The organism is Pseudomonas sp. ok272, assembly GCF_900109995.1.
In the GTDB taxonomy this organism is placed as follows: Bacteria; Pseudomonadota; Gammaproteobacteria; order Pseudomonadales; family Pseudomonadaceae; genus Aquipseudomonas.
The window spans coordinates 1-25361 of the sequence record NZ_FOCB01000025.1 but is presented as its reverse complement, the minus strand read 5'-3'; the positions used below and the strand labels follow the sequence as shown (position 1 = coordinate 25361).

Sequence of the window (25361 nt, the reverse complement as noted above, 5' to 3'; positions counted from 1 at the left end):
CCAATGAGAGTTGCCAGAATCGTTGCATTTTGCGGGTTTAATGCGCAACCGTCATCCGTAAAGTGCAGATCCGAAGGTTTTGTGCTGCCGCGACGCTGCGGCGATCCGACAGGCTCGCGCCCATACGGCGACACAGTGCATCTAAACAGGTGCGCTCGCTCAGCTCGCGGGCAATGCGGGGTCAGCCTCAGGCTTATCCCCATGCCGTTCATGCACGATCACCTGCTGTGGATAAGTCTGCGCGAAATGCACCCATGGGCTGTTATCCACAGCCTTCTTCAAGCGGATATTGAACGCCCGGTTCACCGCATACTGACCACCGGATACGGTGCGGAACTGCGCCGTGAGGGTCACGCCGTTGAGGTCCATCTTGTCGATGCCGAAGACTTCCAGCGGGCCTTGCAGGTTGTACTTGAGAAACGGGTCCTCGCTGATCGAGCGCCCCGCCTCGCGGATCAACACGATGGCCTTGTCGACATCGGTGTCGTAGGTGAACTGCACCGAGAAGAACGCAAAGGCGAACTGCCGGGACTGGTTGGTGACCGCCTTGATCTGCCCGAACGGCACCGAGTGCACGAAGCCCTTGCCATCACGCAGGCGCAAGGTCCGGATGGTCAGACCCTCCACCGTGCCGGCATGGCCGGAGTCGAGCACCACCCAATCACCAATCGACAGGGTGTCTTCGATGATGATGAACAAGCCGGTGATCACGTCCTGCACCAGTTGCTGCGAGCCGAAGCCGATGGCCAGCCCCACCACCCCGGCCCCCGCCAGGAATGGGGCGACGTTGATCCCCAGGTTGGCCATGGTGGTAATCGCGCAGATCACCACCAGGATGATTTTGATCGCGTTGCGCAACAGCGGCAGGATGGTCTTGACCCGGGTGCTGGGCTGGCGCGCATTGCGCTTGCTGACCGCCGGCTTGAGCGCTTCCTGGATCGCCGTGTCCAGCACCACCCACACCAGCCAGGTCACCAGGAAGATCAAGCCGATGCGACTCAGGGAATCGCTGATGGCCCGGCCGACCGCGTTGCTGACCGCGAATTCGAACAGCGACACGCCCCAGATCCGCCCCAGGATATCGATGAAGGCAATCGCCATGAGGATACGCAGCAGGGCATGGGACAGACTGAGGAAACGCTCCTTGTAGGCCCCGCTACGCTGCACCGCCTGGACCGTTGGCGACTTGAACAGGTGTTGCAGCAGGGTGCTGAGGAACACCGTGGCAATCAGCAACAGGGTGGTGAACAACGCACAGCGCAGGACCTGCTGATTGTCATCGCCGATGCCGATCAGGTCGATCACCGACACCAGCACCATCAACAGGATCGGCCAGTACCAGAGCCCCGAGAAAATCCGCAGCGTCTCGCGCACGGCCGGCTGGCCGAGGCGTTGGTTGAGGGGCAGGATGCGGATCAAGTGCGCAACGGGGCGCCGCATGCGGATCACCAGCCAGCCGAAAATCAGCGAGGCCGCCATCCCGGTAAACACCGCGATGCTGCTGGTGAGGTTGTCACCCAGGCGATGGGCGATCTGCGGACTGGTCAGCGCATCGCTCAGGGCCACCAGAAAGCCCATCACGAACAAGGGCCGCGGGACGTTGCGGCGGATGATCCGCACCGCGCTGCGCTTGTGGCCAATGTTGAACAACACCGCCAGCGACATCAGCAGCGAGGCGACAAAGATCCCGGAACTGGTGGCGTAGGCCAGGCTCAGCGCCAGCGCCCGGCCTGCCGAGGGTTGCAGCAACTGGCTGAAATAAAGGGTCAGCAACAGGCTGATCACGGCCGGCAAGGTGAACGGCAGCACGTAGCCGAGCAAGGCTTGGCCGCGCTCGCGGGTCAGCAGCACGCGCTGCTGGCACAGGCGCTTGGTCAGCAGGCCACCGAGCAACCAGAGCAACGCGAACAGGCCAATCCACAAGCAAGTCAGCAGTGCGAAGTCCCCGGCGACGCTCCAGGCGGAACGGGCCGACGGCTGGTTGACCAGTTGATCCACCTCATCGGCCGCACCGTCGGCGCGCTTGCGCCAGGCCTCGACCAGATGCTCATTGATGTCGAGCCTGCCTTGCACATCGTCGATGCTGGAACTGATCGCCCCCAGCAAACCGCCCTGGACGATCGGCTCTTTGACCGCCGGGGTTGCAGGGCTGGCGGCTGTCGCCAACGCGGCCATGCCTGGCAAGGTGGCCGCCTGTAGCGGGACGCTGACGGTACACAGCAGTATCACGAGGCATAGGGCCGCCTTGAACTGAGACAACACGCAGTGCTCCTTCGCAGATTCGGTCATGAGGCGCAGAAGATCGCAGCCTTCGGCGCTGCCTACAAGCGTAGATGCCCACAACGCTGTGGCTAGCGTGCCGCAACGGCCAAGGGCGTCACACCGAATCGCGTCCGGTAGTCGCTGGGCGCCAAGCCGGTGATTTTCTTGAACGTGGCGCGAAACGCCCCCGGGTCCGCGTAGCCGACGGTCCAGGCGATGTGATCAATGGTGCCATTGCTGAACTCAAGCATTTCCCGGGCCTTGCCGACTCGCAGGTGCTGGCAGTACTCGGTGGGTTTCAAGCCGGTGGCCGCGCGAAAACGCCGCAGGAAGGTGCGCTCCTCAAGCCCGGCCTGTTGCGCCATCACACTGAGCGAAACGTCCACCGCGCCGTTGCCTTGCAGCCAATGCTGGACCTTGAGGATCGACGCATCGCCATGGTTCAGGATCGGCGCAAAGTTACTGCCGCACTGGCTGGCACTGTCGCGGTGGGACACCATCAAAAAACGCGCGGTGCGGGTGGCGATGCTCGGCCCCAGCAGGCGGTCGACCAGACGCAAGCCCAACTCCGACCAGGCCATCAAGCCGGCCGTGGTAATCAGGTCGCCGTCGTCGATGATCGGCTTGTCGGCATTGAGCTTGATCGCGGGGTAACGCTCGGAGAACTGCTTGGCGGTGGTCCAATGCGTCGTCGCCCGGCGCCCATCGAGCAAGCCGCTTTCGGCCAACAGGATCGAGCCGACGCACACGCCGCCCAGGATCGCGCCAGCAGCATGCTGCCGACCCAGCCACTGCATCAGCGCGGGCGTCGCCAGGTCTGGGGAAAAGCCGCCAATCGACGGCGGGATCAACAGCGCCACCAACCCCCTGTCGTGGCCCGCCAAGCTGTCGTAGACACGATCCGGTACGTGCGTGCTGTCTGCCTGCCAATGGCTGACCCGCAGCAGCGGTAACTGCTCGCTCTGGTGCTCGGCGGCAATGCCATTGGCCACTGCGAACAAATCGGTCAAGCCGTGTACCGCCGCCATCTGCGCACCGGGATAGATCAGCACGCCCAACTCGGCGACGGTGCGTTCCATACCCATTTGTCAGTTTCCCCCCTGCTATTGTCGGTGCGGCCAATCCTCGAAAGGCCCGTCGGGGCCAATACTTCGCCCCACACACTTATCAAGGAAACCGCCATGGCCAAGCAAGCACTCATCGTAGTCGATATCCAGAATGACTACTTCCCCCAGGGTAAATGGCCGCTGGCCGGTGTCGACGCAGCCGCGGACAACGCCGCCCGGATGATCCAAGCCTTTCGTGACGCCGGGGATCAGGTGATCTACATCCGCCACGAATTCAGCGCAGACGATGCACCGTTCTTCGCCCCTGGCTCGGACGGCGCCAAGCTGCACCCTAAAGTCCTCAACCGCAGTGACGAACCGGTGGTGCTCAAACACTTCGTCAATGCGTTCCGTGACACCGAACTGGAGGCCATCCTCGACCAACAGGGCATCGACAACCTGGTGATCGTCGGCAGCATGAGCCACATGTGCATCGACGGCGTCACACGCGCCGCCGCCGACCTTGGCTACAACGTCAGCGTGATCCACGACGCTTGCGCCACTTGCGACCTGACGTTCAACGGTCAGGTGGTCCCCGCCGCCCAGGTGCATGCGGCGTTCATGTCGGCCCTGGGCTTTGCCTACGCCAGCGTGGTGTCCACGGCTGAGTTTCTCGCGGCGAAGCCATAGCCAGAAACCAAAAACCCGCGCTGGGTGATCCCAAGCGCGGGTTTGTGTTTAGCGTGCAGCGTTAGGCTGCTGGCGACTAGAACGGGATATCGTCATCAAAGCTGTCGAAGTCCGCTGCCGGCTGCGGTGCGGCCTGCTGTTGTGGCGCTGGACGCGACTCACGTTGCGGCTGCTGCGAAGGCTGTGGACGGGACTGCTGTGGACGCGGTGCCGAGTTGGACATGCCGCCGCCCTGGCCTTGCTGGTCGCCCTGTGGACGGCCGCCCAGCAGTTGCATGGTGCCTTGCATGTCGACCACGATTTCAGTGGTGTAGCGCTTGATACCGTCTTTTTCCCACTCGCGGGTCTGCAGCTTGCCTTCGATGTACACCTGCGAACCTTTACGCAGGTACTCGCCGGCGATCTCGGCCACCTTGCCGAACATCGAGACACGGTGCCATTCGGTCTTCTCGACCTTCTGACCGGTTTGCTTGTCGGTCCATTGTTCGCTGGTCGCCAGACTCAGGTTGGTCACGGCGTTACCGTTAGGCAAGTAGCGAACTTCGGGATCCTGGCCGCAAGTGCCGACCAATATGACTTTGTTAACCCCACGGGCCATAACGTTCTCCTAGGCTTCGCACGCAGCCCCGGCCGGGTCGTTGACCAGGCGTTCGAGGGTGGTGCGATCCAATAGTTCGGTGTCCAATTTGATGTAAATGGCCGCCTCATCGGCAACCACCACTGCATCTGTTACCCCTACGACGGCCTTGAGGCGCTCGACCAGACCGGCTTCGCGGATCGCCTCGGGCGATAACGGCAAGCGCAGGCTTGTCACATAGGGAGGTTCGCGCATGGTAACAGCAAAGACCAGCCAAAGTGCAGCCAACCCGGCGCATCCGAGGAACACAACCGACAAACCGCCATGCTGGAACAACCAGCCGCCCATGATCCCGCCGAGCGCCGATCCGAGGAACTGGCTGGTGGAATAAACCCCCATCGCCGTGCCCTTGCCACCCGCCGGTGAAACCTTGCTGATCAGCGATGGCAAGGAGGCTTCCAGCAAGTTGAACGCGGTGAAGAACACCACCGTACCAATCACCAGGGCCCGCAAGCTGTCGCCGAACTTCCAGAAGAATAGCTCAGTGAGCATCAGCGTCACGACGGCGCCGAGTAAAACTCGTTTCATTTTGCGTTTTTTCTCGCCGTAGATAATGAACGGGATCATGGCGAAGAAAGAAATCAGCAGCGCGGTGAGGTACACCCACCAATGTTGCTCTTTAGGCAGCCCGGCTTTTTCCACCAGCGCCAGCGGCAAGGCAACGAAGCTGGACATCAGCATGGCGTGCAACACAAAGATGCCCAGGTCCAGGCGCAGCAGGTCCGGGTGCTTGAGCGTCGGCAACAGCGCCTGGCGGGCGACGCCGGACTCGCGGTGCTGCAACGGACCGACGGCGCGCGGGACCATGAACATCACGATCAGGATACCCACCAGCGCCATGCCGCCCGTGGCCAGGAACAGCCCGGACAAGCCGAACGCACGGGTCAGCAATGGCCCGACGACCATGGCCACGGCAAACGACAAACCGATGGTCATGCCAATCATGGCCATGGCCTTGGTGCGGTGCTGTTCGCGGGTCAGGTCCGACAACAAGGCCATGACCGCTGCGGAAATCGCCCCGGCGCCTTGCAGGATCCGTCCGGCGATCACGCCCCAGATCGAATCGGCGTTGGCCGCCAGCACGCTGCCGAGGGCGAAGACGATCAGCCCCAGGTAAATCACCGGGCGACGGCCGATACGGTCGGAAATGATCCCGAATGGAATCTGGAACACGGCCTGGGTCAGGCCATAGGCGCCAATGGCCAGGCCGATCAGGGCTGGGGTCGCGCCGGCCAGGTCCATGCCGTAGGTCGCCAATACCGGCAACACCATGAACATGCCAAGCATACGGAAAGCGAACACCAGGGCCAGACCGCTTGCCGCGCGGTTCTCGCTACCACTCATGCGTTCGCTGTGGGGATCGTGCATGGAATTACCTCATGTGAACCGGCGGCGATTCTATCAGTCCCACCGGTTGACGGGGTATAGGGCGACGCTTTGACGCGCTTTGATGTCAAACTCTTCATGTGAGGCAATTACGCGCGCACTTGATAGTGTGCATCCATCCAGTATTTGCCCGTATACTTCTACGCTTTCGAAGCCCGCCAAGCGAGGCCATCTTGGACAAGATCCTGATTCGTGGGGCTCGAACCCACAACCTGAAGAACATCGACCTGACCCTGCCACGGGACAAGCTGATCGTCATCACCGGCCTGTCCGGGTCCGGCAAGTCTTCCCTGGCCTTCGATACGCTCTATGCCGAAGGTCAGCGCCGCTATGTCGAGTCGCTGTCGGCCTACGCCCGACAGTTCCTGTCGATGATGGAAAAGCCCGACGTCGACACCATCGAAGGCCTGTCGCCGGCGATCTCCATCGAGCAGAAATCGACCTCGCATAACCCGCGCTCCACGGTCGGCACCATCACCGAAATCTACGACTACCTGCGCCTGCTCTATGCTCGCGTGGGTATTCCGCGCTGCCCGGATCACGACATCCCCCTCGAAGCCCAGACCGTCAGCCAAATGGTCGACCTGGTGCTGGCCCAGCCCGAAGGCAGCAAGCTGATGCTGCTCGCCCCGGTGATCCGTGAGCGCAAGGGCGAGCACCTTTCCGTCTTCGAAGAGCTGCGCGCCCAGGGCTTTGTCCGGGCCCGGGTCAACGGCCGGCTGTGCGAGCTGGATGAACTGCCGAAGCTCGATAAACAGAAGAAGCATTCGATCGACGTCGTGGTCGACCGCTTCAAGGTGCGCGACGACCTGCAACAGCGCCTCGCCGAGTCCTTCGAGACCGCGCTGAAGCTGGCCGACGGCATCGCCCTGGTGGCGCCGATGGACGACGAACCTGGCGAGGAAATGATCTTCTCCGCACGCTTCGCCTGCCCGATCTGCGGCCATGCCATCAGCGAGCTCGAACCCAAGCTGTTCTCCTTCAACAACCCGGCCGGCGCCTGCCCGACGTGCGATGGCCTGGGCGTAAAGCAGTTCTTCGACATCAAGCGCCTGGTGAACGGCGAACTGACCCTGGCCGAGGGCGCTATCCGCGGCTGGGATCGGCGCAATGTCTATTACTTCCAGATGCTCGGCTCGTTGGCCGCCCATTACGGGTTCAGCCTGGAGGTGCCGTTCAACCAACTCCCCGCCGAGCAGCAGAAAGTCATCCTGCATGGCAGCGGCACGCAGAACGTCGACTTCAAATACCTCAACGACCGCGGCGACATCGTCAAGCGCTCCCATCCGTTCGAAGGCATCGTGCCGAACCTTGACCGCCGCTACCGCGAGACCGAGTCTGCCTCGGTACGCGAAGAGCTGGCCAAGTTCCTCAGCACCCAGCCATGCCCGGATTGCCGCGGTACCCGGCTGCGTCGTGAGGCGCGTCACGTGTGGGTCGGCGAAAAAACCCTGCCCGCGGTCACCAACCTGCCCATTGGCGATGCGTCCGACTACTTCGGCACGCTGAAACTGACCGGCCGACGCGGGGAAATTGCCGACAAGATCCTCAAGGAAATCCGCGAGCGCTTGCAGTTCCTGGTCAACGTCGGCCTCGATTACCTGTCCCTGGACCGCAGTGCCGACACCCTGTCCGGTGGTGAAGCCCAGCGTATCCGCCTGGCCAGCCAGATTGGCGCGGGCCTGGTGGGCGTGCTGTACATCCTCGACGAGCCGTCGATTGGCCTGCACCAACGTGACAACGACCGTTTGCTGGGCACCCTCAAGCACCTGCGCGACATCGGCAACACGGTGATCGTGGTCGAGCACGACGAGGATGCCATTCGCCTGGCGGACTATGTCGTCGACATCGGCCCCGGTGCTGGCGTCCACGGCGGGCATATCGTCGCCGAAGGCACACCGGCCGAAGTCATGGCGCACCCGGACTCGCTGACGGGTAAATACCTGTCTGGCCGGGTGAAGATCGCAGTCCCGGCCAAACGCACACCGCGCAACAAGAAGCTGTCGCTGCACCTCAAGGGTGCTCGGGGCAACAACTTGCGCAACGTCGACCTGGAGATCCCGCTGGGCCTGCTGACCTGTGTGACTGGTGTGTCCGGCTCGGGCAAATCGACGTTGATCAACAACACCCTGTTCCCCCTCAGCGCCACCGCGCTGAATGGCGCGACCACGCTGGAAGCCGCCGCCCACGACAGCATCAAGGGCCTTGAGCTCCTGGACAAAGTCGTCGACATCGACCAAAGCCCGATCGGCCGTACGCCACGCTCCAACCCGGCGACCTACACCGGGTTGTTCACACCGATCCGCGAACTGTTTGCCGGCGTGCCAGAGTCCCGCTCACGGGGCTACGGTCCGGGGCGCTTCTCGTTCAACGTCAAGGGTGGACGCTGCGAGGCCTGCCAGGGCGATGGGTTGATCAAGGTAGAAATGCACTTCCTGCCGGACATCTACGTGCCGTGCGACGTGTGCAAGAGCAAGCGTTACAACCGCGAAACCCTGGAGATCAAGTACAAGGGCAAGAGCATCCACGAAACCCTGGAAATGACCATCGAGGAAGCCCGCGTATTCTTCGATGCGGTCCCCGCCCTGGCACGCAAGCTCCAGACCTTGATGGATGTAGGCCTGTCGTACATCAAGCTGGGGCAATCGGCGACCACCCTGTCGGGCGGCGAAGCCCAGCGGGTCAAGTTGTCGCGCGAGCTGTCCAAGCGTGATACCGGCAAGACCCTGTACATCCTCGATGAGCCAACCACTGGCCTGCACTTCGCCGACATCCAGCAACTGCTCGATGTGCTGCATCGCCTGCGCGATCACGGCAACACCGTGGTGGTGATCGAGCACAACCTGGACGTGATCAAGACCGCCGACTGGCTGGTGGACCTAGGCCCGGAGGGGGGCTCCAAGGGTGGCCAGATCATTGCGGTGGGCACGCCCGAGGAAGTCGCCGAGATGAAACAGTCCCACACCGGCTTCTACCTCAAGCCATTGCTGGAACGTGACCGCGCTTAACCCGCGGCCATGAAAAAGCCCCGGTCACCTCATTCGTGACCGGGGCTTTTTTGTATCCACTGGAATCAGAACTGCGATTGCAGGTAGTTCTCAAGACCGATCAACTTGATCAACCCCAACTGTTTCTCCAGCCAGTAGGTGTGATCTTCTTCGGTATCGTTCAACTGCACCCGCAGGATTTCCCGGGTGACGTAGTCGCCATGCTTCTCGCAGAGCTCGATACCCTTGCACAGCGCGGCGCGGACCTTGTATTCCAGGCGCAAGTCGCTGGCGAGCATGTCAGGCACCGTGGTGCCGCTATCTACGTCGTCGGGACGCATGCGTGGCGTGCCTTCGAGCATCAGGATCCGGCGCATCAGCGCATCGGCGTGCTGGGTTTCTTCTTCCATCTCGTGGTTGATGCGCTCGTAGAGCTCGGTAAAGCCCCAGTCCTCATACATCCGCGAATGGATGAAATACTGATCACGCGCTGCGAGTTCGCCCGTCAGCAACGTGTTGAGGTAATCGATTACGTCCGGGTGACCTTGCATCGCCGTACATCTCCCTGCTTGAAAGGCTGTAGTTTGAACCAAGCCGACTGATTGGTCACTCGAATCACGGGATAAAAGCGAAGATATTCTGAGAAAACTGGTTTAAATAACGCAAAAACCGCCCAAATGAGGGCGGTTCTGCTTATCGTTTAGACTTCGTTAAAGCTGTACACCCAATGCCTTTGCGATCCCTTCTCCATACGCCGGATCGGCCTTGAAGAAGTGCTGCAATTGACGCTCGACCACATCACTGGAAACGCCTGCCATAGCCCCGGCGATGTTATTGATCAGAAGTGTCTTCTGGTCGTCATTCATCAACCGGAACAACGCACCGGCATGGCTGTAGTAGTCGGTGTCTTCGCGGTGATCGTAGCGATCCGCGGCGCCGCTGAGCGCCAGGGGTGGCTCTGCGTAGCGAGGGGCCTGCTTCGGCGCTTCGGCATAGCTGTTGGGCTCGTAGTTCGGGGCGCCACCGCCATTACTGCCAAACGCCATGGAGCCATCACGCTGGTAGGTGTTGACTGGGCTGAGCGGCGCATTCACCGGCAATTGCTGGTGATTGGTACCGACGCGGTAGCGGTGGGCATCGGCATAAGCAAAGACACGGCCCTGCAACATGCGATCCGGTGACAGACCTACACCCGGCACCATATTGCTAGGACCAAACGCGGCCTGCTCGACTTCGGCGAAATAGTTTTGTGGGTTGCGGTTGAGTTCCAACTCACCCACTTCGATCAGCGGGAACTCTTTCTGCGACCAGGTCTTGGTCACGTCGAACGGGTTTTCGTGATGAGCGTTCGCCTGGGCTTCGGTCATGATCTGAATGCACACGCGCCACTTCGGAAAGTCACCGCGCTCAATGGCCCCGAACAAATCACGCTGGGCGTAATCCGGATCGGTACCGGCCAGGCGCGCAGCCTCTGCCGGCGGCAGGTTCTTGATACCTTGCTTGGTCTTGTAGTGCCACTTCACCCAGTGGCGCTCACCCTTGGCACTGATCAGGCTGTAGGTGTGGCTACCGAAGCCGTGCATGTGGCGATAGCCGTCCGGGATACCGCGATCGGAGAACAGGATAGTGACCTGGTGCAACGACTCGGGTGAGTGCGACCAGAAGTCCCACATCATCTGTGCACTTTTCAGGTTGCTTTGGGGCAGGCGCTTCTGTGTGTGGATGAAGTCCGGGAACTTCAGCGGATCACGGATGAAGAACACTGGCGTGTTGTTACCCACGATGTCCCAGTTGCCTTCTTCGGTGTAGAACTTCAGGGCAAAACCGCGAGGGTCGCGCTCGGTATCAGCCGAGCCGCGCTCGCCGCCGACAGTGGAGAACCGCAGGAAGGTCGGGGTTTTCTTGCCAACCGCTTCAAACAGCTTGGCGCTGGTGTACTGAGTAATATCGCGAGTCACCGTAAACGTACCGTAGGCACCCGAGCCCTTGGCGTGTACACGGCGCTCTGGGATGTTTTCACGGTTGAAGTGAGCAAGCTTCTCGATCAGGTGAAAGTCGTCGAGCAGCAGCGGGCCACGGGGGCCAGCGGAACGGGAGTTCTGGTTATCAGCGACGGGCGCGCCACTGGCGGTGGTCAACGTTTTATTCTGGCTCATGCTCAATCTTCCTCTTCAGTCTTGGAAACTGCCGGCTAATCGGCTGAGAAGGAGTATTGACCATGAACATGACACCATCAAATTCATTAATTGATCCGCATCAATAGAAATTAACTAACGATCAAGTCTTGTGGATAGCCAGGGCATCTGCAGGCCGAAAACAATGAGCACTTTTCGAGCGCCCACAAAAAACCGGGCACTAGGCCCGGTTTTTCGTTTCAGACTGACGTCTTACTCAGCGGATACAGCTTCACCGCCGGTAGCACGATCAACCAACTCGACGTACGCCATAGGCGCGTTGTCGCCAGCGCGGAAACCGCACTTGAGGATGCGCAGGTAGCCACCCTCACGGGTAGCGTAACGCTTGCCCAGGTCGTTGAAGAGCTTACCAACGATAGCTTTCGAACGAGTACGGTCGAAAGCCAGACGGCGGTTAGCCAGGCTGTCTGTCTTGGCCAAAGTGATCAGCGGCTCAGCAACGCGACGCAGTTCTTTGGCTTTTGGCAGTGTAGTTTTGATCAGCTCGTGCTCGAACAGCGACACCGCCATGTTTTGAAACATGGCCTTGCGGTGCGAGCTGGTGCGGCTCAGGTGACGACCACTTTTACGATGACGCATGGTTCATTCCTTACCAAACACAACGTTCGGTGATTACGACGATCAGGCAGTCGCCTTGTCGTCCTTCTTAAGACTTGCAGGCGGCCAGTTGTCGAGGCGCATGCCGAGGGACAGACCGCGGGAGGCCAGAACGTCCTTGATTTCAGTCAAGGATTTCTTGCCAAGGTTCGGAGTCTTCAACAGCTCTACTTCGGTACGCTGAATCAGGTCACCGATGTAGTAGATGTTTTCCGCCTTAAGGCAGTTAGCCGAACGTACAGTCAGTTCCAGATCGTCAACCGGGCGAAGCAGGATCGGATCGATCTCGTCTTCCTGCTCGATTACCACTGGTTCACTGTCACCTTTGAGGTCGACGAACGCAGCCAACTGCTGTTGCAGGATGGTTGCAGCGCGACGGATAGCCTCTTCAGGATCCAGAGTACCGTTGGTTTCCAGATCAATAACCAGCTTGTCCAGGTTAGTACGCTGCTCGACACGGGCGTTTTCCACCACGTAGGCGATGCGGCGAACCGGGCTGAACGAAGAATCAAGCTGCAAGCGACCAATGCTGCGGCTTTCGTCTTCATCGCTCTGACGCGAGTCGGCCGGTTCATAACCACGACCACGAGCTACTACTAGCTTCATGTTCAAGGCGCCGTTAGACGCCAGGTTAGCGATTACGTGATCGGGATTAACGATCTCGACATCATGATCCAGCTGAATATCGGCAGCGGTAACCACCCCCGAACCCTTCTTCGACAAGGTCAGCGTAACTTCGTCACGGCCGTGCAGCTTGATAGCCAGACCTTTAAGGTTCAACAGGATTTCAATTACGTCTTCCTGTACACCTTCGATGGCGCTGTACTCGTGGAGCACACCGTCAATCTCGGCCTCGACTACTGCGCAGCCGGGCATTGAGGACAACAGGATGCGTCGCAGCGCGTTGCCCAGGGTGTGGCCAAAACCACGCTCGAGAGGCTCGAGGGTGATCTTGGCGCGGGTTGGACTGACAACCTGCACATCAATATGGCGGGGTGTCAGGAACTCATTTACCGAAATCTGCATGGATGCACCTATTTTCTAGCCCTTACTTGGAGTAGAGCTCGACAATCAGGCTTTCGTTGATGTCGGCGGACAGATCACTGCGAGCTGGAACGTTCTTGAAAACGCCCGACTTCTTCTCAGTGTCTACTTCTACCCATTCTACGCGGCCACGTTGGGCACACAGATCGAGAGCTTGGACAATGCGAAGTTGGTTTTTTGCTTTCTCGCGGATCGCGACCACGTCACCAGCACGAACCTGGTAAGACGGGACGTTTACGGTTTGGCCGTTAACGCTTACGGATTTGTGCGATACCAGCTGACGGGATTCGGCACGAGTCGAACCAAAGCCCATACGGTATACAACGTTGTCCAGACGGCATTCGAGCAGTTGCAACAGGTTTTCGCCGGTTGCGCCTTTCTTGCCAGCAGCTTCTTTGTAGTAGCCGCTGAATTGACGCTCGAGAACGCCGTAGATACGACGAACCTTCTGCTTTTCACGCAGTTGGGTGCCGTAATCGGACTGGCGACCGCGGCGCTGGCCGTGGATACCAGGTGCTGCTTCAATGTTGCACTTCGATTCGATCGCGCGCACGCCGCTCTTCAGGAAGAGATCGGTGCCTTCGCGACGAGCGAGTTTGCATTTTGGACCAATGTAACGAGCCATTCTTTACAATCTCCTGGATTACACGCGGCGCTTCTTCGGCGGACGGCACCCGTTGTGCGGGATTGGCGTCACGTCGGTGATGCTGGCGATCTTATAGCCACAGCCGTTCAAAGCACGGACAGCAGACTCACGACCTGGACCTGGACCCTTGACGTTAACGTCGAGGTTTTTCAGGCCGTATTCCAGCGCAGCTTGACCAGCACGTTCAGCAGCTACTTGAGCAGCGAACGGGGTGGACTTGCGAGAACCGCGGAAACCCGAACCACCGGAGGTAGCCCAAGAAAGCGCGTTACCTTGACGGTCGGTGATGGTCACGATTGTGTTGTTAAAAGATGCGTGGATGTGGGCGATGCCATCAACCACTGTCTTTTTAATCTTTTTACGAGGACGAGCAGCAGGTTTTGCCATGATTAAATTCCTGTCGATTCGCTGGGGCGATTACTTGCGGATCGGCTTACGCGGACCTTTACGGGTACGCGCGTTGGTCTTGGTACGCTGACCGCGCACTGGAAGACCGCGACGATGACGCAGACCGCGATAGCAACCGAGGTCCATCAAGCGCTTGATTTTCATGTTGATTTCGCGACGCAGGTCACCTTCAGTGGTGAACTTCGCCACTTCGCCACGCAGCTGTTCAATCTGCTCGTCGCTCAGATCTTTGATCTTTGCTGCTGGGTTTACCCCAGTCACTGCACAGATCTTCTGTGCAGTAGTGCGACCAACACCATAGATGTAGGTCAGCGAGATAACAGTATGCTTGTTATCTGGAATGTTAACGCCTGCAATACGGGCCATTCAGTGGGACTCCAATTGACAGCTACCTACGCCCCGGAAGCCAAGAAATAGGGCGCGAGATAATATCGCTGTAATAACAAATAATCAACCCGGTAGCGCACTAGCTACCGGGCTTGAAGCACAATCACACTCAGCCTTGGCGCTGTTTGTGACGCGGTTCCGCGCTGCAAATTACTCGAACAACACCTTCGCGGCGAATAATTTTGCAGTTACGGCACAGCTTTTTCACCGATGCACGAACTTTCATCACCAACTCCTCGAACCTTATGGGTCAGCGCAGCATGCCGCTGCCGTAACCCTTCAGGTTGGCTTTCTTCATCAGGGATTCGTACTGGTGCGAAACGAGGTGCGATTGTACTTGGGACATGAAGTCCATCACAACCACGACGACGATCAGCAACGAGGTCCCGCCAAGGTAGAACGGAACGTTTGCTGCAACCACCAGAAACTGGGGCAGCAGGCACACGGCCGTCATATAGAGAGCACCGAACATGGTCAAGCGGGTCAGAACGCCATCAATATAGCGCGCAGACTGCTCACCTGGACGGATACCCGGAATAAAGGCACCGGACTTCTTCAGGTTTTCCGCTACGTCTTTCGGATTGAACATCAACGCCGTATAGAAGAAGCAGAAGAAAATAATCCCTGCACTAAACAGCAGAATATTCAACGGCTGACCAGGAGCGATCGACTGCGAGATGTCCTGCAACCAGCCCATACCTTCAGACTGACCGAACCAGGCACCCAACGAAGCCGGAAACAGCAAGATGCTGCTTGCGAAAATAGCCGGAATAACCCCGGCCATGTTCACTTTCAGCGGCAAGTGGCTAGTCTGCGCAGCAAAAACCTTGCGGCCCTGCTGACGCTTGGCGTAGTGAACAGCAATACGACGCTGACCACGCTCAATGAACACCACGAAACCGATAATCGCTACTGCCAACAAACCGATGGCAACCAGGGCGAAGATGTTGATATCCCCCTGACGCGCAGACTCGAAAGACTGCCCAATCGCTCTCGGAAGACCGGCGACGATACCTGCGAAAATCAACATCGAGATACCGTTGCCAACACCACGCTCAGTAATCTGCTCACCCAGCCACATCATGAACATTGCGCCAGCCACAAACGTGGTTACCGCAACGAAATGGAAGCTAAAGTCACCAGTGAACGCTACGCCCTGCCCCGCCAGACCAATGGACATGCCAATAGCCTGAACGAGAGCGAGGACGACAGTGCCGTAGCGGGTGTACTGGCTGATCTTGCGACGGCCAGCTTCACCTTCCTTCTTCAACTGCTCCAACTGCGGGCTGACGGCGGTCATCAGCTGCATGATGATCGATGCCGAGATGTACGGCATGATCCCCAGTGCAAAGATGCTCATCCGTTCCAGCGCGCCGCCGGAAAACATGTTGAACAAGCTAAGAATGGTCCCCTCATTCTGTCGAAACAGGTCCGCGAGTCGGTCCGGGTTGATACCTGGAACCGGGATGTGTGCGCCTATTCGGTAGACGATAATCGCCAGGAACAGAAAACGCAGACGAGCCCAGAGTTCAGACATACCGCCTTTGCCGAGCGCAGAGAGAGCACCTTGCTTAGCCATTTATTCCTCGAACTTGCCGCCAGCTGCTTCGATAGCCGCACGCGCACCTTTGGTGGCGCCGATTCCCTTTCCGATGGTGACAGCGCGACTAACTTCGCCGGACAGCATGATTTTCACACGCTGTACGTTGACGTTGATCACGTTGGCATCTTTCAAGGACTGCACAGTAACGATGTCGCCTTCCACTTTAGCCAGCTCGGACAAACGCACTTGTGCGCGGTCCATGGCCTTCAGGGAAACGAAACCGAACTTAGGCAGGCGACGATGCAACGGCTGTTGGCCGCCTTCAAAGCCTGGAGCGATGGTGCCACCGGAGCGGGAGGACTGACCTTTGTGGCCACGGCCACCGGTCTTGCCCAAACCACTACCGATACCACGGCCCGGACGATGCTTTTCGCGACGGGAACCCGGCGCTGGACTCAGATCATTGAGTTTCATCGATTAACCCTCGACACGCAGCATGTAGTAGGCCTTGTTGATCATCCCGCGATTCTCGGGAGTATCCAGGACTTCTACAGTGTGACCGATGCGACGCAGACCCAGACCCTTAACGCACAGTTTGTGGTTAGGGATACGGCCGGTCATGCTTTTGATCAGCGTTACTTTAACGGTAGCCATGATCAGAAGATCTCCTTGACGCTTTTGCCACGCTTGGCGGCAATGGATTCAGGAGACTGCATAGCCTTCAAACCTTTGAAAGTGGCGTGAACCACGTTTACCGGGTTAGTCGAGCCGTAGCACTTGGCCAGAACGTTCTGAACGCCAGCAACTTCGAGGACAGCACGCATAGCGCCGCCAGCGATGATACCGGTACCTTCAGAAGCAGGCTGCATGTACACCTTCGAAGCGCCATGAGCAGACTTCATTGCGTACTGCAGAGTGGTGCCGTTCAGGTCAACTTGAATCATGTTGCGGCGAGCAGCTTCCATTGCCTTCTGGATCGCAGCAGGCACTTCACGCGACTTGCCACGGCCGAAGCCAACGCGCCCTTTACCATCACCAACCACGGTCAACGCGGTGAAAGTGAAGATACGGCCGCCTTTAACGGTTTTGGCTACGCGGTTAACTTGAACCAGCTTCTCAATGTAGCCTTCGTCGCGCTTTTGGTCGTTATTTGACATAACTTAGAACTCCAGCCCAGCTTCACGAGCAGCATCAGCCAGCGCCTTAACGCGGCCGTGGTACTTGAAGCCAGAGCGGTCGAAAGCCACCTGCGAGACGCCAGCGGCTTTAGCACGCGTAGCGACCAGCTGGCCAACCTTAGTGGCCGCGTCGATGTTGCCAGTGGCACCATCACGCAGTTCTTTGTCCAAAGTCGAGGCACTTGCCAGAACTTTGTTGCCGTCGGCCGAAATGACCTGGGCGTAGATGTGCTGCGACGAGCGGAACACGCAGAGACGCACGACTTCGAGTTCGTGCATTTTCAGGCGTGCTTTGCGAGCGCGACGCAGTCGAGTAACTTTTTTGTCGGTCATTTGCTATGCCCTACTTCTTCTTGGCTTCTTTACGACGGACGACTTCGTCCGCGTAGCGCACACCTTTGCCTTTGTACGGCTCTGGTGGACGGAAGTCGCGGATCTCGGCGGCCACTTGACCTACCAGCTGCTTATCGATACCCCGGATCAGGATATCGGTCTGGCTAGGAGTCTCAGCGGTGATGCCTTCCGGCAGTTCGTAATCCACTGGGTGCGAGAAGCCGAGAGCCAGGTTCAGCACTGTGCCTTTTGCTTGCGCTTTGTAACCAACACCGACCAGCTGGAGCTTGCGCTCGAAGCCTTGGCTTACGCCTTGGACCATGTTGTTAACCAGCGCACGAGTGGTACCAGCCATTGCGCGAGTCTGTTGATCACCATTGCGAGCAGCAAAACGCAGCTCACCGGCTTCTTCAACAATCTCAACGGACGAATGGATGTTCAGTTCAAGAGTACCCTTGGCACCCTTCACCGAAAGCTGTTGGCCTGCGAATTTTACTTCGACACCGGCTGGCAGCTTAACGGGGTTCTTAGCGACGCGAGACATGCTTATCCCCCCTTAGAACACAGTGCAAAGAACTTCGCCGCCGACACCGGCAGCGCGCGCAGCACGATCCGTCATCACACCTTTGTTGGTGGAGACGATAGACACACCGAGACCGCCACGAACTTTTGGCAGATCATCGACGGACTTGTACTGACGCAGGCCTGGACGGCTAACGCGCTTCACTTCTTCGATGACCGGACGGCCTTCGAAATATTTCAGCTCGATAGACAACAGTGGTTTGATTTCGCTGCTGATCTGATAACCCGCGATGTAACCTTCGTCCTTCAGGACTTTAGCTACAGCCACCTTCAACGTGGAAGACGGCATGCTTACGACGGACTTTTCAGCCATCTGGGCATTACGGATTCGAGTTAGCATGTCCGCTAACGGGTCCTGCATACTCATGGGCTAGACGCTCCTAATACAGAAAAATTAGCCTTGCGGCTACTACTTGTCGCCGAGAATCTCCGAGCATAAAAAACACGGGCTCAGGCGAGCCGGATATTCTAGACACACTCCGGAAATGAAACAAGCCCCAAAAGGGGCTTGTTTCAGATTCAAGGCCACCGATGGTCAGGTTCTTGCGATCCCGACCACCGAGACTTTGACAGCGCTTACCAGCTGGCTTTAACCAGACCTGGTACGTCGCCGCGCATTGCTGCTTCACGCAACTTGTTACGGCCGAGGCCGAACTTGCGGTAAACACCATGCGGACGGCCAGTCAGGCGGCAACGGTTACGCATGCGCGAAGCGCTTGCGTCACGTGGTTGCTTTTGCAGCGCTACGGAAGCTTCCCAACGTGCTTCTGGACTTGCGTTCAGATCAACGATGATAGCTTTCAGCGCGGCACGCTTGGTGGCGTACTTGGCAACAGTGAGCTGACGCTTCAGCTCACGGTTTTTCATGCTCTTCTTGGCCATTTTCCTACTCCAATCAGTTGCGGAACGGGAATTTGAAAGCGCGCAGCAGAGCGCGACCTTCATCATCGTTCTTGGCAGTGGTGGTCAGGGTAATGTCCAGACCGCGGAGAGCATCGATCTTGTCGTAATCGATTTCCGGGAAAATGATCTGCTCTTTCACGCCCATGCTGTAGTTACCACGACCATCGAAGGACTTGGCATTCAGGCCGCGGAAGTCGCGGACCCGAGGCAGGGAGATCGACAGCAGACGATCCAGGAATTCGTACATACGCTCGCGGCGCAGGGTCACTTTGACGCCGATCGGCCAACCTTCACGGACTTTAAAGCCAGCGATGGATTTGCGAGCGTAGGTCACAACGACTTTCTGGCCGGTGATCTTTTCCAGGTCAGCAACAGCGTGCTCGATGACTTTTTTGTCGCCGATCGCTTCGCCCAGACCCATGTTCAGGGTGATTTTTGTAACGCGCGGAACTTCCATCACGTTCGAAAGCTTAAGTTCTTCCTTAAGTTTCGGAGCGATTTCCTTCCGGTAAATCTCTTTTAGTCGTGCCATGGTCTTATCTACCTAGCAGTGTTCAAGCATCAACCGCTTTTTGGGTCGACTTGAAGACACGAATTTTCTTGCCGTCTTCTACTTTGAAACCAACGCGGTCAGCCTTGTTGGTTTCGCCGTTGAAAATGGCGACGTTAGAAGCGTCCAGTGGAGCTTCTTTTTCGACGATACCGCCTTGTACGCCCGACATCGGGTTAGGCTTGGTATGACGCTTAACCAGGTTCAGGCCGCCGATAACCAGACGGTTATTAGCGAGAACCTTAAGCACCTTACCGCGCTTACCTTTGTCTTTGCCGGCGATCACGATGATCTCGTCGTCACGACGAATCTTTTGCATGTCGGATCTCCTTACAGCACTTCTGGGGCGAGCGAGACGATCTTCATGAACTTCTCAGTACGAAGTTCACGGGTCACTGGCCCAAAGATACGGGTGCCGATCGGCTCTTGCTTGTTGTTCAGAAGAACAGCAGCGTTGCCATCAAAGCGGATAATGGAGCCATCAGCACGGCGAACGCCGTGACGAGTGCGGACTACAACAGCAGTCATCACTTGGCCTTTTTTCACTTTACCGCGAGGAATTGCTTCCTTGACGGTAACTTTGATGATGTCACCGATACCAGCGTAACGACGATGGGAGCCACCCAGCACCTTGATGCACATAACGCGGCGTGCGCCGCTGTTATCGGCCACATCGAGCATGGATTGAGTCTGAATCATATAATTTCTCCGACCCCTAGTCCTTAGACTTCCACAGCGCGTTCGAGAATATCAACCAGTGCCCAAGACTTGGTCTTGGCCAGCGGACGAGTTTCACGAATAGTGACTTTGTCGCCGATGTGGCACTGATTGGTTTCGTCGTGCGCGTGCAGCTTAGTCGAACGCTTAACGTACTTACCGTAGATCGGGTGCTTAACGCGGCGCTCGATCAGAACGGTGATGGTTTTGTCCATCTTGTCGCTGACAACACGGCCAGTCAGCGTACGGACAGTTTTTTCGGCTTCAGCCATGATCACTTACCTGCCTGCTGGTTGAGCACAGTTTTCACGCGAGCAATGTCACGCTTAACTTGCGAGAGCAGATGAGACTGCCCCAACTGGCCAGTTGCTTTCTGCATACGCAGATTGAACTGGTCGCGCAGCAGGCCGAGCAGTTGCTCGTTCAGCTGCTGTGCGGATTTTTCACGAAGTTCATTCGCTTTCATCACATCACCGTCCGTTTAACAAAGGCGGTGGCGAGCGGCAGCTTTGCAGCAGCCAGGGCAAAAGCCTCACGCGCCAGCTCTTCAGTAACACCCTCGATTTCATACAGGACTTTGCCTGGCTGAATCTGGGCAACCCAGTACTCCACGTTACCCTTACCTTTACCCATACGAACTTCGAGGGGCTTTTTGGAAATAGGCTTGTCCGGGAATACACGGATCCAGATCTTGCCGCCACGTTTTACGTGACGGGTCAGAGCACGACGCGCTGACTCGATCTGACGAGCGGTGAGACGACCACGAGCTACAGACTTCAGCGCGAACTCGCCGAAGCTGACTTTGCTACCGCGCAATGCCAGACCACGGTTGTGGCCAGTCATTTGCTTGCGGAACTTCGTACGCTTTGGTTGCAACATTTGGCGTACCCCTTACTTAGCAGCTTTTTTACGAGGCGCTGGTGCTTGTGGCTTCAGCTCTTCTTGGCGACCACCAATTACTTCGCCTTTGAAGATCCAAACCTTTACACCGATCACACCGTAAGTGGTGTGAGCTTCGTAGTTGGCATAGTCGATGTCGGCACGCAGGGTGTGCAGTGGCACACGACCTTCGCGATACCATTCAGTACGTGCGATTTCAGCACCGCCGAGACGACCGCTCACTTGGATTTTGATGCCTTTGGCACCAATGCGCATGGCGTTCTGTACTGCGCGCTTCATAGCGCGACGGAACATTACGCGACGCTCCAGCTGCTGAGCTACGCTCTGCGCAACCAGCATACCGTCGAGCTCCGGCTTGCGGATCTCTTCGATATTGATGTGCACAGGCACACCCATTTGCTTGGTCAGGTCCTGACGCAGTTTCTCAACATCTTCACCTTTCTTCCCGATAACGATACCTGGACGAGCGGTGTGGATGGTGATACGTGCAGTTTGGGCCGGGCGATGGATATCGATACGGCTTACGGACGCGCTTTTTAGTTTGTCTTGGAGATACTCACGCACCTTCAGATCAGCGAACAAGTAGTCCGCATAAGTCCGACCGTCTGCGTACCAGACGGAGGTGTGCTCCTTGACGATTCCCAGGCGAATGCCAATGGGATGTACTTTCTGACCCATCTCTTCGACTCCGTTACTTGTCAGCAACCTTGACAGTGATATGGCAAGACCGCTTGACGATGCGATCAGCACGGCCTTTGGCACGTGGCATGATGCGCTTCAGCGAACGCCCTTCGTTGACGAAAACGGTGCTGACCTTCAGGTCATCAACGTCTGCGCCTTCGTTATGCTCGGCGTTGGCTACGGCCGACTCCAGCACTTTCTTCATGATCTCGGCGGCTTTCTTACTGCTGAAAGCCAACAGGTTGAGCGCTTCGCCCACCTTCTTCCCGCGGATCTGGTCGGCGACCAAGCGGGCTTTCTGGGCGGAGATTCGAGCGCCCGACAACTTAGCGGCTACTTCCATTTCCTAACCCCTTAACGCTTGGCTTTCTTGTCTGCCACGTGCCCACGGTAAGTGCGGGTACCGGCAAACTCGCCCAGTTTGTGGCCGACCATGTCTTCGTTAACGAGAACTGGGACGTGTTGACGACCGTTGTGTACTGCGATGGTCAAACCGACCATTTGTGGCAGGATCATCGAACGGCGCGACCAGGTTTTCACTGGTTTGCGATCGTTCTTTTCCGCCGCCACTTCGATCTTCTTCAGTAGGTGAAGATCGATAAAAGGACCTTTTTTCAGAGAACGTGGCACTGTCGTATCCCTCTATTTACTTGCGACGACGGACGATCATTTTGTCGGTACGCTTATTACCACGAGTCTTCGCGCCCTTAGTCGGGAAGCCCCATGGCGATACCGGATGACGACCACCAGAGGTACGACCTTCACCACCACCATGTGGGTGGTCAACCGGGTTCATGGCAACACCACGAACGGTTGGGCGAACGCCACGCCAGCGTTTGGCACCAGCTTTACCCAGCGAACGCAGGCTGTGCTCGGAGTTCGAGACTTCGCCCAGGGTCGCGCGGCACTCAGCCAGCACTTTACGCATCTCACCAGAACGCAGACGCAGGGTCACGTAGACACCTTCACGAGCGATCAGCTGAGCCGAAGCACCAGCGGAACGAGCGATTTGCGCGCCTTTACCTGGCTTCAATTCGATGCCGTGTACGGTGCTACCAACTGGAATGTTACGCAGTTGCAGAGCGTTGCCCGGCTTGATCGGCGCCAAGGCACCTGCGATCAGCTGGTCGCCAGCACTCACACCCTTAGGTGCGATGATGTAGCGACGCTCGCCATCTGCGTACAGCAGCAGAGCGATGTGAGCAGTACGGTTTGGATCGTATTCGATACGCTCGACAGTGGCAGAGATGCCATCTTTGTCGTTGCGACGGAAATCGACCAGACGATAATGCTGCTTATGGCCACCACCGATGTGACGAGTGGTAATACGACCATTGTTGTTACGACCACCAGTCTTCGATTTTTTCTCGAGCAGCGGTGCGTGAGGAGCGCCTTTATGCAGCTCCTGGTTGACCACCTTGACCACAAAACGGCGGCCAGGGGAAGTCGGTTTGCATTTAACGATTGCCATGATGCACCCCTTCCTTACTCAGCACTGCTGCTGAAATCGAGATCTTGGCCTGGCTGAAGGGAGATAACTGCCTTCTTCCAGTCATTACGCTTGCCCAGACCGCGAGCAGTGCGCTTGCTCTTACCCAGAACATTCAGGGTAGTAACACGCTCTACTTTCACGCTGAACAGGCTTTCGACGGCCTTCTTGATTTCCAGCTTGGTTGCGTCAGTTGCAACCTTGAAAACGAACTGGCCTTTCTTGTCAGCCAGAACCGTAGCCTTCTCGGAAACGTGCGGGCCAAGCAGAACTTTAAATACGCGTTCCTGGTTCATCCCAGCAGCTCCTCGAATTTCTTCACGGCCGACACGGTGATCAACACCTTGTCGTATGCGATCAGACTAACTGGATCGGAACCTTGCACGTCACGGACATCAACGTGTGGCAGGTTGCGAGCAGCCAGGTACAGGTTCTGATCAACTACTTCAGACACGATCAAGACGTCAGTCAGGCCCATGCCGGTCAGCTTGTTCAGCAGATCTTTGGTCTTCGGTGCATCAACAGCGAAGTCCTGAACCACAACCAGACGATCAGTACGCACCAGCTCAGCAAGGATGGAACGCATTGCTGCGCGATACATCTTCTTGTTCAGCTTCTGGGTGTGATCCTGAGGACGAGCTGCGAAAGTGGTACCGCCGCCGCGCCAGATTGGGCTACGGATAGTACCGGCACGAGCACGGCCAGTACCTTTCTGACGCCAAGGGCGCTTACCGCCACCACGGACATCGGAACGGGTCTTTTGCTGCTTGCTACCTTGACGGCCGCCGGCCATGTAGGCCACGACTGCTTGGTGAACCAGCGTCTCGTTGAATTCGCCGCCAAATGTCAGTTCGGAAACTTCGATCGCTTGGGCGTCATTTACATTTAATTGCATGTCAGCTTCCCCTTAACCGCGAGCCTTGGCTGCTGGACGTACAACCAGGTTGCCGCCAGTAGCGCCAGGAACAGCGCCCTTGACCAACAACAGATTGCGTTCAGCGTCCACGCGCACTACTTCTAGGGACTGCACGGTCACGCGCTCAGCGCCCATATGACCGGACATTTTTTTGCCCTTGAATACACGACCAGGAGTCTGGCACTGGCCGATAGAGCCTGGGACGCGGTGGGATACGGAGTTACCGTGGGTGTTATCTTGCCCGCGGAAGTTCCAACGCTTGATCGTACCCTGGAAGCCCTTACCCTTGGACTGACCGGTTACATCAACCAGTTGACCAGCGGCAAAGATTTCAGCGTTGATCAGATCGCCGGCCTGGTACTCGCCTTCTTCAAGGCGGAATTCCATTACGGTACGACCAGCGGCAACGTTCGCCTTAGCGAAGTGGCCAGCTTGAGCAGCTGTTACACGTGAAGCACGACGCTCGCCGACAGTGACTTGCACTGCACGATAGCCATCGGTCTCTTCAGTTTTGAACTGGGTGACGCGATTCGGCTCGATCTCAATGACCGTGACCGGAATGGAGACACCTTCTTCGGTGAAAATACGGGTCATACCGCATTTACGACCGACTACACCAATAGTCATGTTGTAAACCTCATGAGTGTACGGGGCTTTCACCCGCTATGGCCGCCCATTTCAGAGCGTTACACGACTAAGACCGAGTCTTAGCCGAGGCTGATCTGCACTTCCACACCGGCCGCAAGATCAAGCTTCATAAGAGCATCAACGGTTTTATCCGTTGGCTGGACGATGTCCAGAACGCGCTTATGAGTACGGATCTCGTACTGGTCACGCGCGTCTTTGTTGACGTGCGGGGAGACCAGAACGGTGAACCGCTCTTTACGGGTAGGCAGTGGAATTGGACCACGCACTTGGGCACCAGTACGTTTCGCGGTTTCCACGATTTCCTGGGTGGATTGGTCGATCAGGCGATGGTCAAAAGCCTTCAACCTGATACGGATTTGCTGATTTTGCATTGGATTTCAGACTCCGGCTGCTATTCCCAGCGAGCGCAATACGCCCGTTAAAAGGAGGCGCAATTCTATAGACGCCCCAGATAGGTGTCAACCCAATAAAAAAAGCCCCCGCTAGGCGGAGGCTTTTTCAATTCATCGAAGCAAACTCAAAAAGAGCTTATTCGAAGATTTTGGCTACGACGCCAGCGCCGACGGTACGACCGCCTTCACGGATAGCGAAACGCAGACCATCTTCCATCGCGATGGTTTTGATCAGGGTGACAAC

General features: G+C 57.5%; 36 protein-coding genes and 1 pseudogene. 2 read left to right on the top strand and 35 right to left on the bottom strand.

Annotation, left to right across the window (positions count from 1 at the left end):
• Nucleotides 1–159: 159 nt before the first annotated feature.
• Nucleotides 160–2259, bottom strand: coding sequence for a mechanosensitive ion channel family protein (locus tag BMW74_RS23450; RefSeq protein ID WP_093426500.1), 2100 nt, complete (start codon nt 2257–2259; stop codon nt 160–162).
• Nucleotides 2260–2351: 92 nt separating this feature from the next.
• Nucleotides 2352–3347, bottom strand: coding sequence for a GlxA family transcriptional regulator (locus BMW74_RS23445; RefSeq protein WP_093426488.1), 996 nt, complete (start codon nt 3345–3347; stop codon nt 2352–2354).
• A 96-nt stretch (nt 3348–3443) separates the two neighbouring features.
• Here BMW74_RS23445 and BMW74_RS23440 point away from each other — a divergent pair, with 96 nt between their 5' ends.
• Nucleotides 3444–3998, top strand: coding sequence for a cysteine hydrolase family protein (locus BMW74_RS23440; protein WP_093426487.1), 555 nt, complete (start codon nt 3444–3446; stop codon nt 3996–3998).
• 76 nt (nt 3999–4074) lie between these two features.
• Here the strand turns inward: BMW74_RS23440 and BMW74_RS23435 are convergent, their stop codons facing one another.
• Nucleotides 4075–4596, bottom strand: coding sequence for a single-stranded DNA-binding protein (locus BMW74_RS23435; RefSeq protein ID WP_093426486.1), 522 nt, complete (start codon nt 4594–4596; stop codon nt 4075–4077).
• A gap of 9 nt (nt 4597–4605) precedes the next feature.
• Nucleotides 4606–6003: an MFS transporter gene (locus tag BMW74_RS23430; RefSeq protein WP_093426485.1), complete on the bottom strand. Its 1398-nt coding sequence runs from the start codon at nt 6001–6003 to the stop codon at nt 4606–4608.
• Between the two features lie 191 nt (nt 6004–6194).
• On the opposite strand from BMW74_RS23430, the gene uvrA reads away from it, so the two are divergent.
• The gene (gene uvrA / locus BMW74_RS23425) at nt 6195–9029 is read left to right on the top strand and encodes an excinuclease ABC subunit UvrA (RefSeq protein WP_093426484.1); all 2835 of its coding nucleotides are present in this window, start codon (nt 6195–6197) and stop codon (nt 9027–9029) included.
• Between the two features lie 65 nt (nt 9030–9094).
• Here the strand turns inward: uvrA and bfr are convergent, their stop codons facing one another.
• The 31 genes and pseudogenes from bfr to BMW74_RS23270 form a co-directional block, all read right to left on the bottom strand.
• Nucleotides 9095–9559: a bacterioferritin gene (gene bfr / locus BMW74_RS23420; RefSeq protein ID WP_093426483.1), complete on the bottom strand. Its 465-nt coding sequence runs from the start codon at nt 9557–9559 to the stop codon at nt 9095–9097.
• A gap of 159 nt (nt 9560–9718) precedes the next feature.
• Nucleotides 9719–11164 (bottom strand): catalase, encoded by a 1446-nt coding sequence (locus tag BMW74_RS23415; protein ID WP_093426482.1) that lies wholly within the window; start codon nt 11162–11164, stop codon nt 9719–9721.
• A gap of 231 nt (nt 11165–11395) precedes the next feature.
• Nucleotides 11396–11782 (bottom strand): 50S ribosomal protein L17, encoded by a 387-nt coding sequence (gene rplQ / locus BMW74_RS23410; protein WP_024778333.1) that lies wholly within the window; start codon nt 11780–11782, stop codon nt 11396–11398.
• 42 nt (nt 11783–11824) lie between these two features.
• A complete protein-coding gene (rpoA, locus tag BMW74_RS23405; protein WP_007924176.1) occupies nt 11825–12826 on the bottom strand; it encodes a DNA-directed RNA polymerase subunit alpha in 1002 nt (333 codons plus the stop codon).
• Between the two features lie 22 nt (nt 12827–12848).
• A complete protein-coding gene (gene rpsD / locus BMW74_RS23400) occupies nt 12849–13469 on the bottom strand; it encodes a 30S ribosomal protein S4 (protein WP_003210056.1) in 621 nt (206 codons plus the stop codon).
• A gap of 18 nt (nt 13470–13487) precedes the next feature.
• The gene (gene rpsK, locus BMW74_RS23395; protein ID WP_007924177.1) at nt 13488–13877 is read right to left on the bottom strand and encodes a 30S ribosomal protein S11; all 390 of its coding nucleotides are present in this window, start codon (nt 13875–13877) and stop codon (nt 13488–13490) included.
• Nucleotides 13878–13907: 30 nt separating this feature from the next.
• A complete protein-coding gene (gene rpsM, locus BMW74_RS23390) occupies nt 13908–14264 on the bottom strand; it encodes a 30S ribosomal protein S13 (protein WP_003186020.1) in 357 nt (118 codons plus the stop codon).
• Nucleotides 14265–14394: 130 nt separating this feature from the next.
• Complete coding sequence (gene rpmJ / locus BMW74_RS23385) at nt 14395–14511, bottom strand: 50S ribosomal protein L36 (RefSeq protein ID WP_002555468.1); 117 nt, start codon at nt 14509–14511, stop codon at nt 14395–14397.
• Nucleotides 14512–14535: 24 nt separating this feature from the next.
• Nucleotides 14536–15864 (bottom strand): preprotein translocase subunit SecY, encoded by a 1329-nt coding sequence (gene secY / locus BMW74_RS23380; protein WP_093426481.1) that lies wholly within the window; start codon nt 15862–15864, stop codon nt 14536–14538.
• Complete coding sequence (gene rplO, locus BMW74_RS23375) at nt 15865–16302, bottom strand: 50S ribosomal protein L15 (protein WP_093426480.1); 438 nt, start codon at nt 16300–16302, stop codon at nt 15865–15867.
• Nucleotides 16303–16305: 3 nt separating this feature from the next.
• Nucleotides 16306–16482, bottom strand: coding sequence for a 50S ribosomal protein L30 (gene rpmD, locus BMW74_RS23370; protein ID WP_003186033.1), 177 nt, complete (start codon nt 16480–16482; stop codon nt 16306–16308).
• Between the two features lie 2 nt (nt 16483–16484).
• The gene (gene rpsE, locus BMW74_RS23365; protein ID WP_003186035.1) at nt 16485–16985 is read right to left on the bottom strand and encodes a 30S ribosomal protein S5; all 501 of its coding nucleotides are present in this window, start codon (nt 16983–16985) and stop codon (nt 16485–16487) included.
• 3 nt (nt 16986–16988) lie between these two features.
• Entirely contained in the window at nt 16989–17339 is a 351-nt protein-coding gene (gene rplR / locus BMW74_RS23360) for a 50S ribosomal protein L18 (protein WP_003186037.1), read from the bottom strand.
• Nucleotides 17340–17349: 10 nt separating this feature from the next.
• Nucleotides 17350–17883, bottom strand: a complete 534-nt coding sequence (gene rplF / locus BMW74_RS23355) for a 50S ribosomal protein L6 (RefSeq protein WP_007896774.1) — start codon at nt 17881–17883, stop codon at nt 17350–17352.
• Nucleotides 17884–17895: 12 nt separating this feature from the next.
• Nucleotides 17896–18288 carry a 30S ribosomal protein S8 gene (rpsH, locus tag BMW74_RS23350; protein ID WP_003186040.1) on the bottom strand — a complete coding sequence of 131 codons (393 nt, stop codon included), beginning with the start codon at nt 18286–18288 and terminating at the stop codon, nt 17896–17898.
• 209 nt (nt 18289–18497) lie between these two features.
• Entirely contained in the window at nt 18498–18803 is a 306-nt protein-coding gene (gene rpsN, locus BMW74_RS23345; RefSeq protein WP_093426479.1) for a 30S ribosomal protein S14, read from the bottom strand.
• Between the two features lie 13 nt (nt 18804–18816).
• A complete protein-coding gene (gene rplE, locus BMW74_RS23340) occupies nt 18817–19356 on the bottom strand; it encodes a 50S ribosomal protein L5 (protein WP_003210069.1) in 540 nt (179 codons plus the stop codon).
• 22 nt (nt 19357–19378) lie between these two features.
• The gene (gene rplX / locus BMW74_RS23335) at nt 19379–19693 is read right to left on the bottom strand and encodes a 50S ribosomal protein L24 (protein ID WP_003176416.1); all 315 of its coding nucleotides are present in this window, start codon (nt 19691–19693) and stop codon (nt 19379–19381) included.
• A gap of 11 nt (nt 19694–19704) precedes the next feature.
• Nucleotides 19705–20073: a 50S ribosomal protein L14 gene (rplN, locus tag BMW74_RS23330; RefSeq protein ID WP_002555479.1), complete on the bottom strand. Its 369-nt coding sequence runs from the start codon at nt 20071–20073 to the stop codon at nt 19705–19707.
• A 23-nt stretch (nt 20074–20096) separates the two neighbouring features.
• Nucleotides 20097–20363 (bottom strand): 30S ribosomal protein S17, encoded by a 267-nt coding sequence (rpsQ, locus tag BMW74_RS23325; RefSeq protein WP_003444370.1) that lies wholly within the window; start codon nt 20361–20363, stop codon nt 20097–20099.
• Between the two features lie 2 nt (nt 20364–20365).
• On the bottom strand, nt 20366–20557 hold the full coding sequence (gene rpmC, locus BMW74_RS23320) for a 50S ribosomal protein L29 (RefSeq protein ID WP_002555481.1): 192 nt from the start codon (nt 20555–20557) through the stop codon (nt 20366–20368).
• Nucleotides 20557–20970, bottom strand: coding sequence for a 50S ribosomal protein L16 (rplP, locus tag BMW74_RS23315; protein WP_025215754.1), 414 nt, complete (start codon nt 20968–20970; stop codon nt 20557–20559). The genes rpmC and rplP overlap by 1 nt, the downstream gene beginning before the upstream one ends.
• Before the next feature lie 12 nt (nt 20971–20982).
• Complete coding sequence (rpsC, locus tag BMW74_RS23310; RefSeq protein ID WP_003176422.1) at nt 20983–21669, bottom strand: 30S ribosomal protein S3; 687 nt, start codon at nt 21667–21669, stop codon at nt 20983–20985.
• Nucleotides 21670–21682: 13 nt separating this feature from the next.
• Nucleotides 21683–22015 (bottom strand): 50S ribosomal protein L22, encoded by a 333-nt coding sequence (gene rplV, locus BMW74_RS23305; protein WP_003103908.1) that lies wholly within the window; start codon nt 22013–22015, stop codon nt 21683–21685.
• 11 nt (nt 22016–22026) lie between these two features.
• Nucleotides 22027–22302: a 30S ribosomal protein S19 gene (gene rpsS, locus BMW74_RS23300; protein WP_002555486.1), complete on the bottom strand. Its 276-nt coding sequence runs from the start codon at nt 22300–22302 to the stop codon at nt 22027–22029.
• A 16-nt stretch (nt 22303–22318) separates the two neighbouring features.
• On the bottom strand, nt 22319–23143 hold the full coding sequence (gene rplB, locus BMW74_RS23295; protein WP_003176423.1) for a 50S ribosomal protein L2: 825 nt from the start codon (nt 23141–23143) through the stop codon (nt 22319–22321).
• A 14-nt stretch (nt 23144–23157) separates the two neighbouring features.
• Nucleotides 23158–23457, bottom strand: a complete 300-nt coding sequence (gene rplW, locus BMW74_RS23290; RefSeq protein WP_002555488.1) for a 50S ribosomal protein L23 — start codon at nt 23455–23457, stop codon at nt 23158–23160.
• Nucleotides 23454–24056 (bottom strand): 50S ribosomal protein L4, encoded by a 603-nt coding sequence (gene rplD, locus BMW74_RS23285; protein ID WP_007896707.1) that lies wholly within the window; start codon nt 24054–24056, stop codon nt 23454–23456. Before rplD ends, rplW begins: the two co-directional genes overlap by 4 nt.
• A gap of 12 nt (nt 24057–24068) precedes the next feature.
• Nucleotides 24069–24704: a 50S ribosomal protein L3 gene (rplC, locus tag BMW74_RS23280; RefSeq protein WP_003186059.1), complete on the bottom strand. Its 636-nt coding sequence runs from the start codon at nt 24702–24704 to the stop codon at nt 24069–24071.
• An 80-nt stretch (nt 24705–24784) separates the two neighbouring features.
• Nucleotides 24785–25096, bottom strand: a complete 312-nt coding sequence (gene rpsJ, locus BMW74_RS23275; RefSeq protein WP_003186070.1) for a 30S ribosomal protein S10 — start codon at nt 25094–25096, stop codon at nt 24785–24787.
• Nucleotides 25097–25253: 157 nt separating this feature from the next.
• Nucleotides 25254–25361, bottom strand: a pseudogene (locus BMW74_RS23270) (elongation factor Tu); the annotation flags it as partial.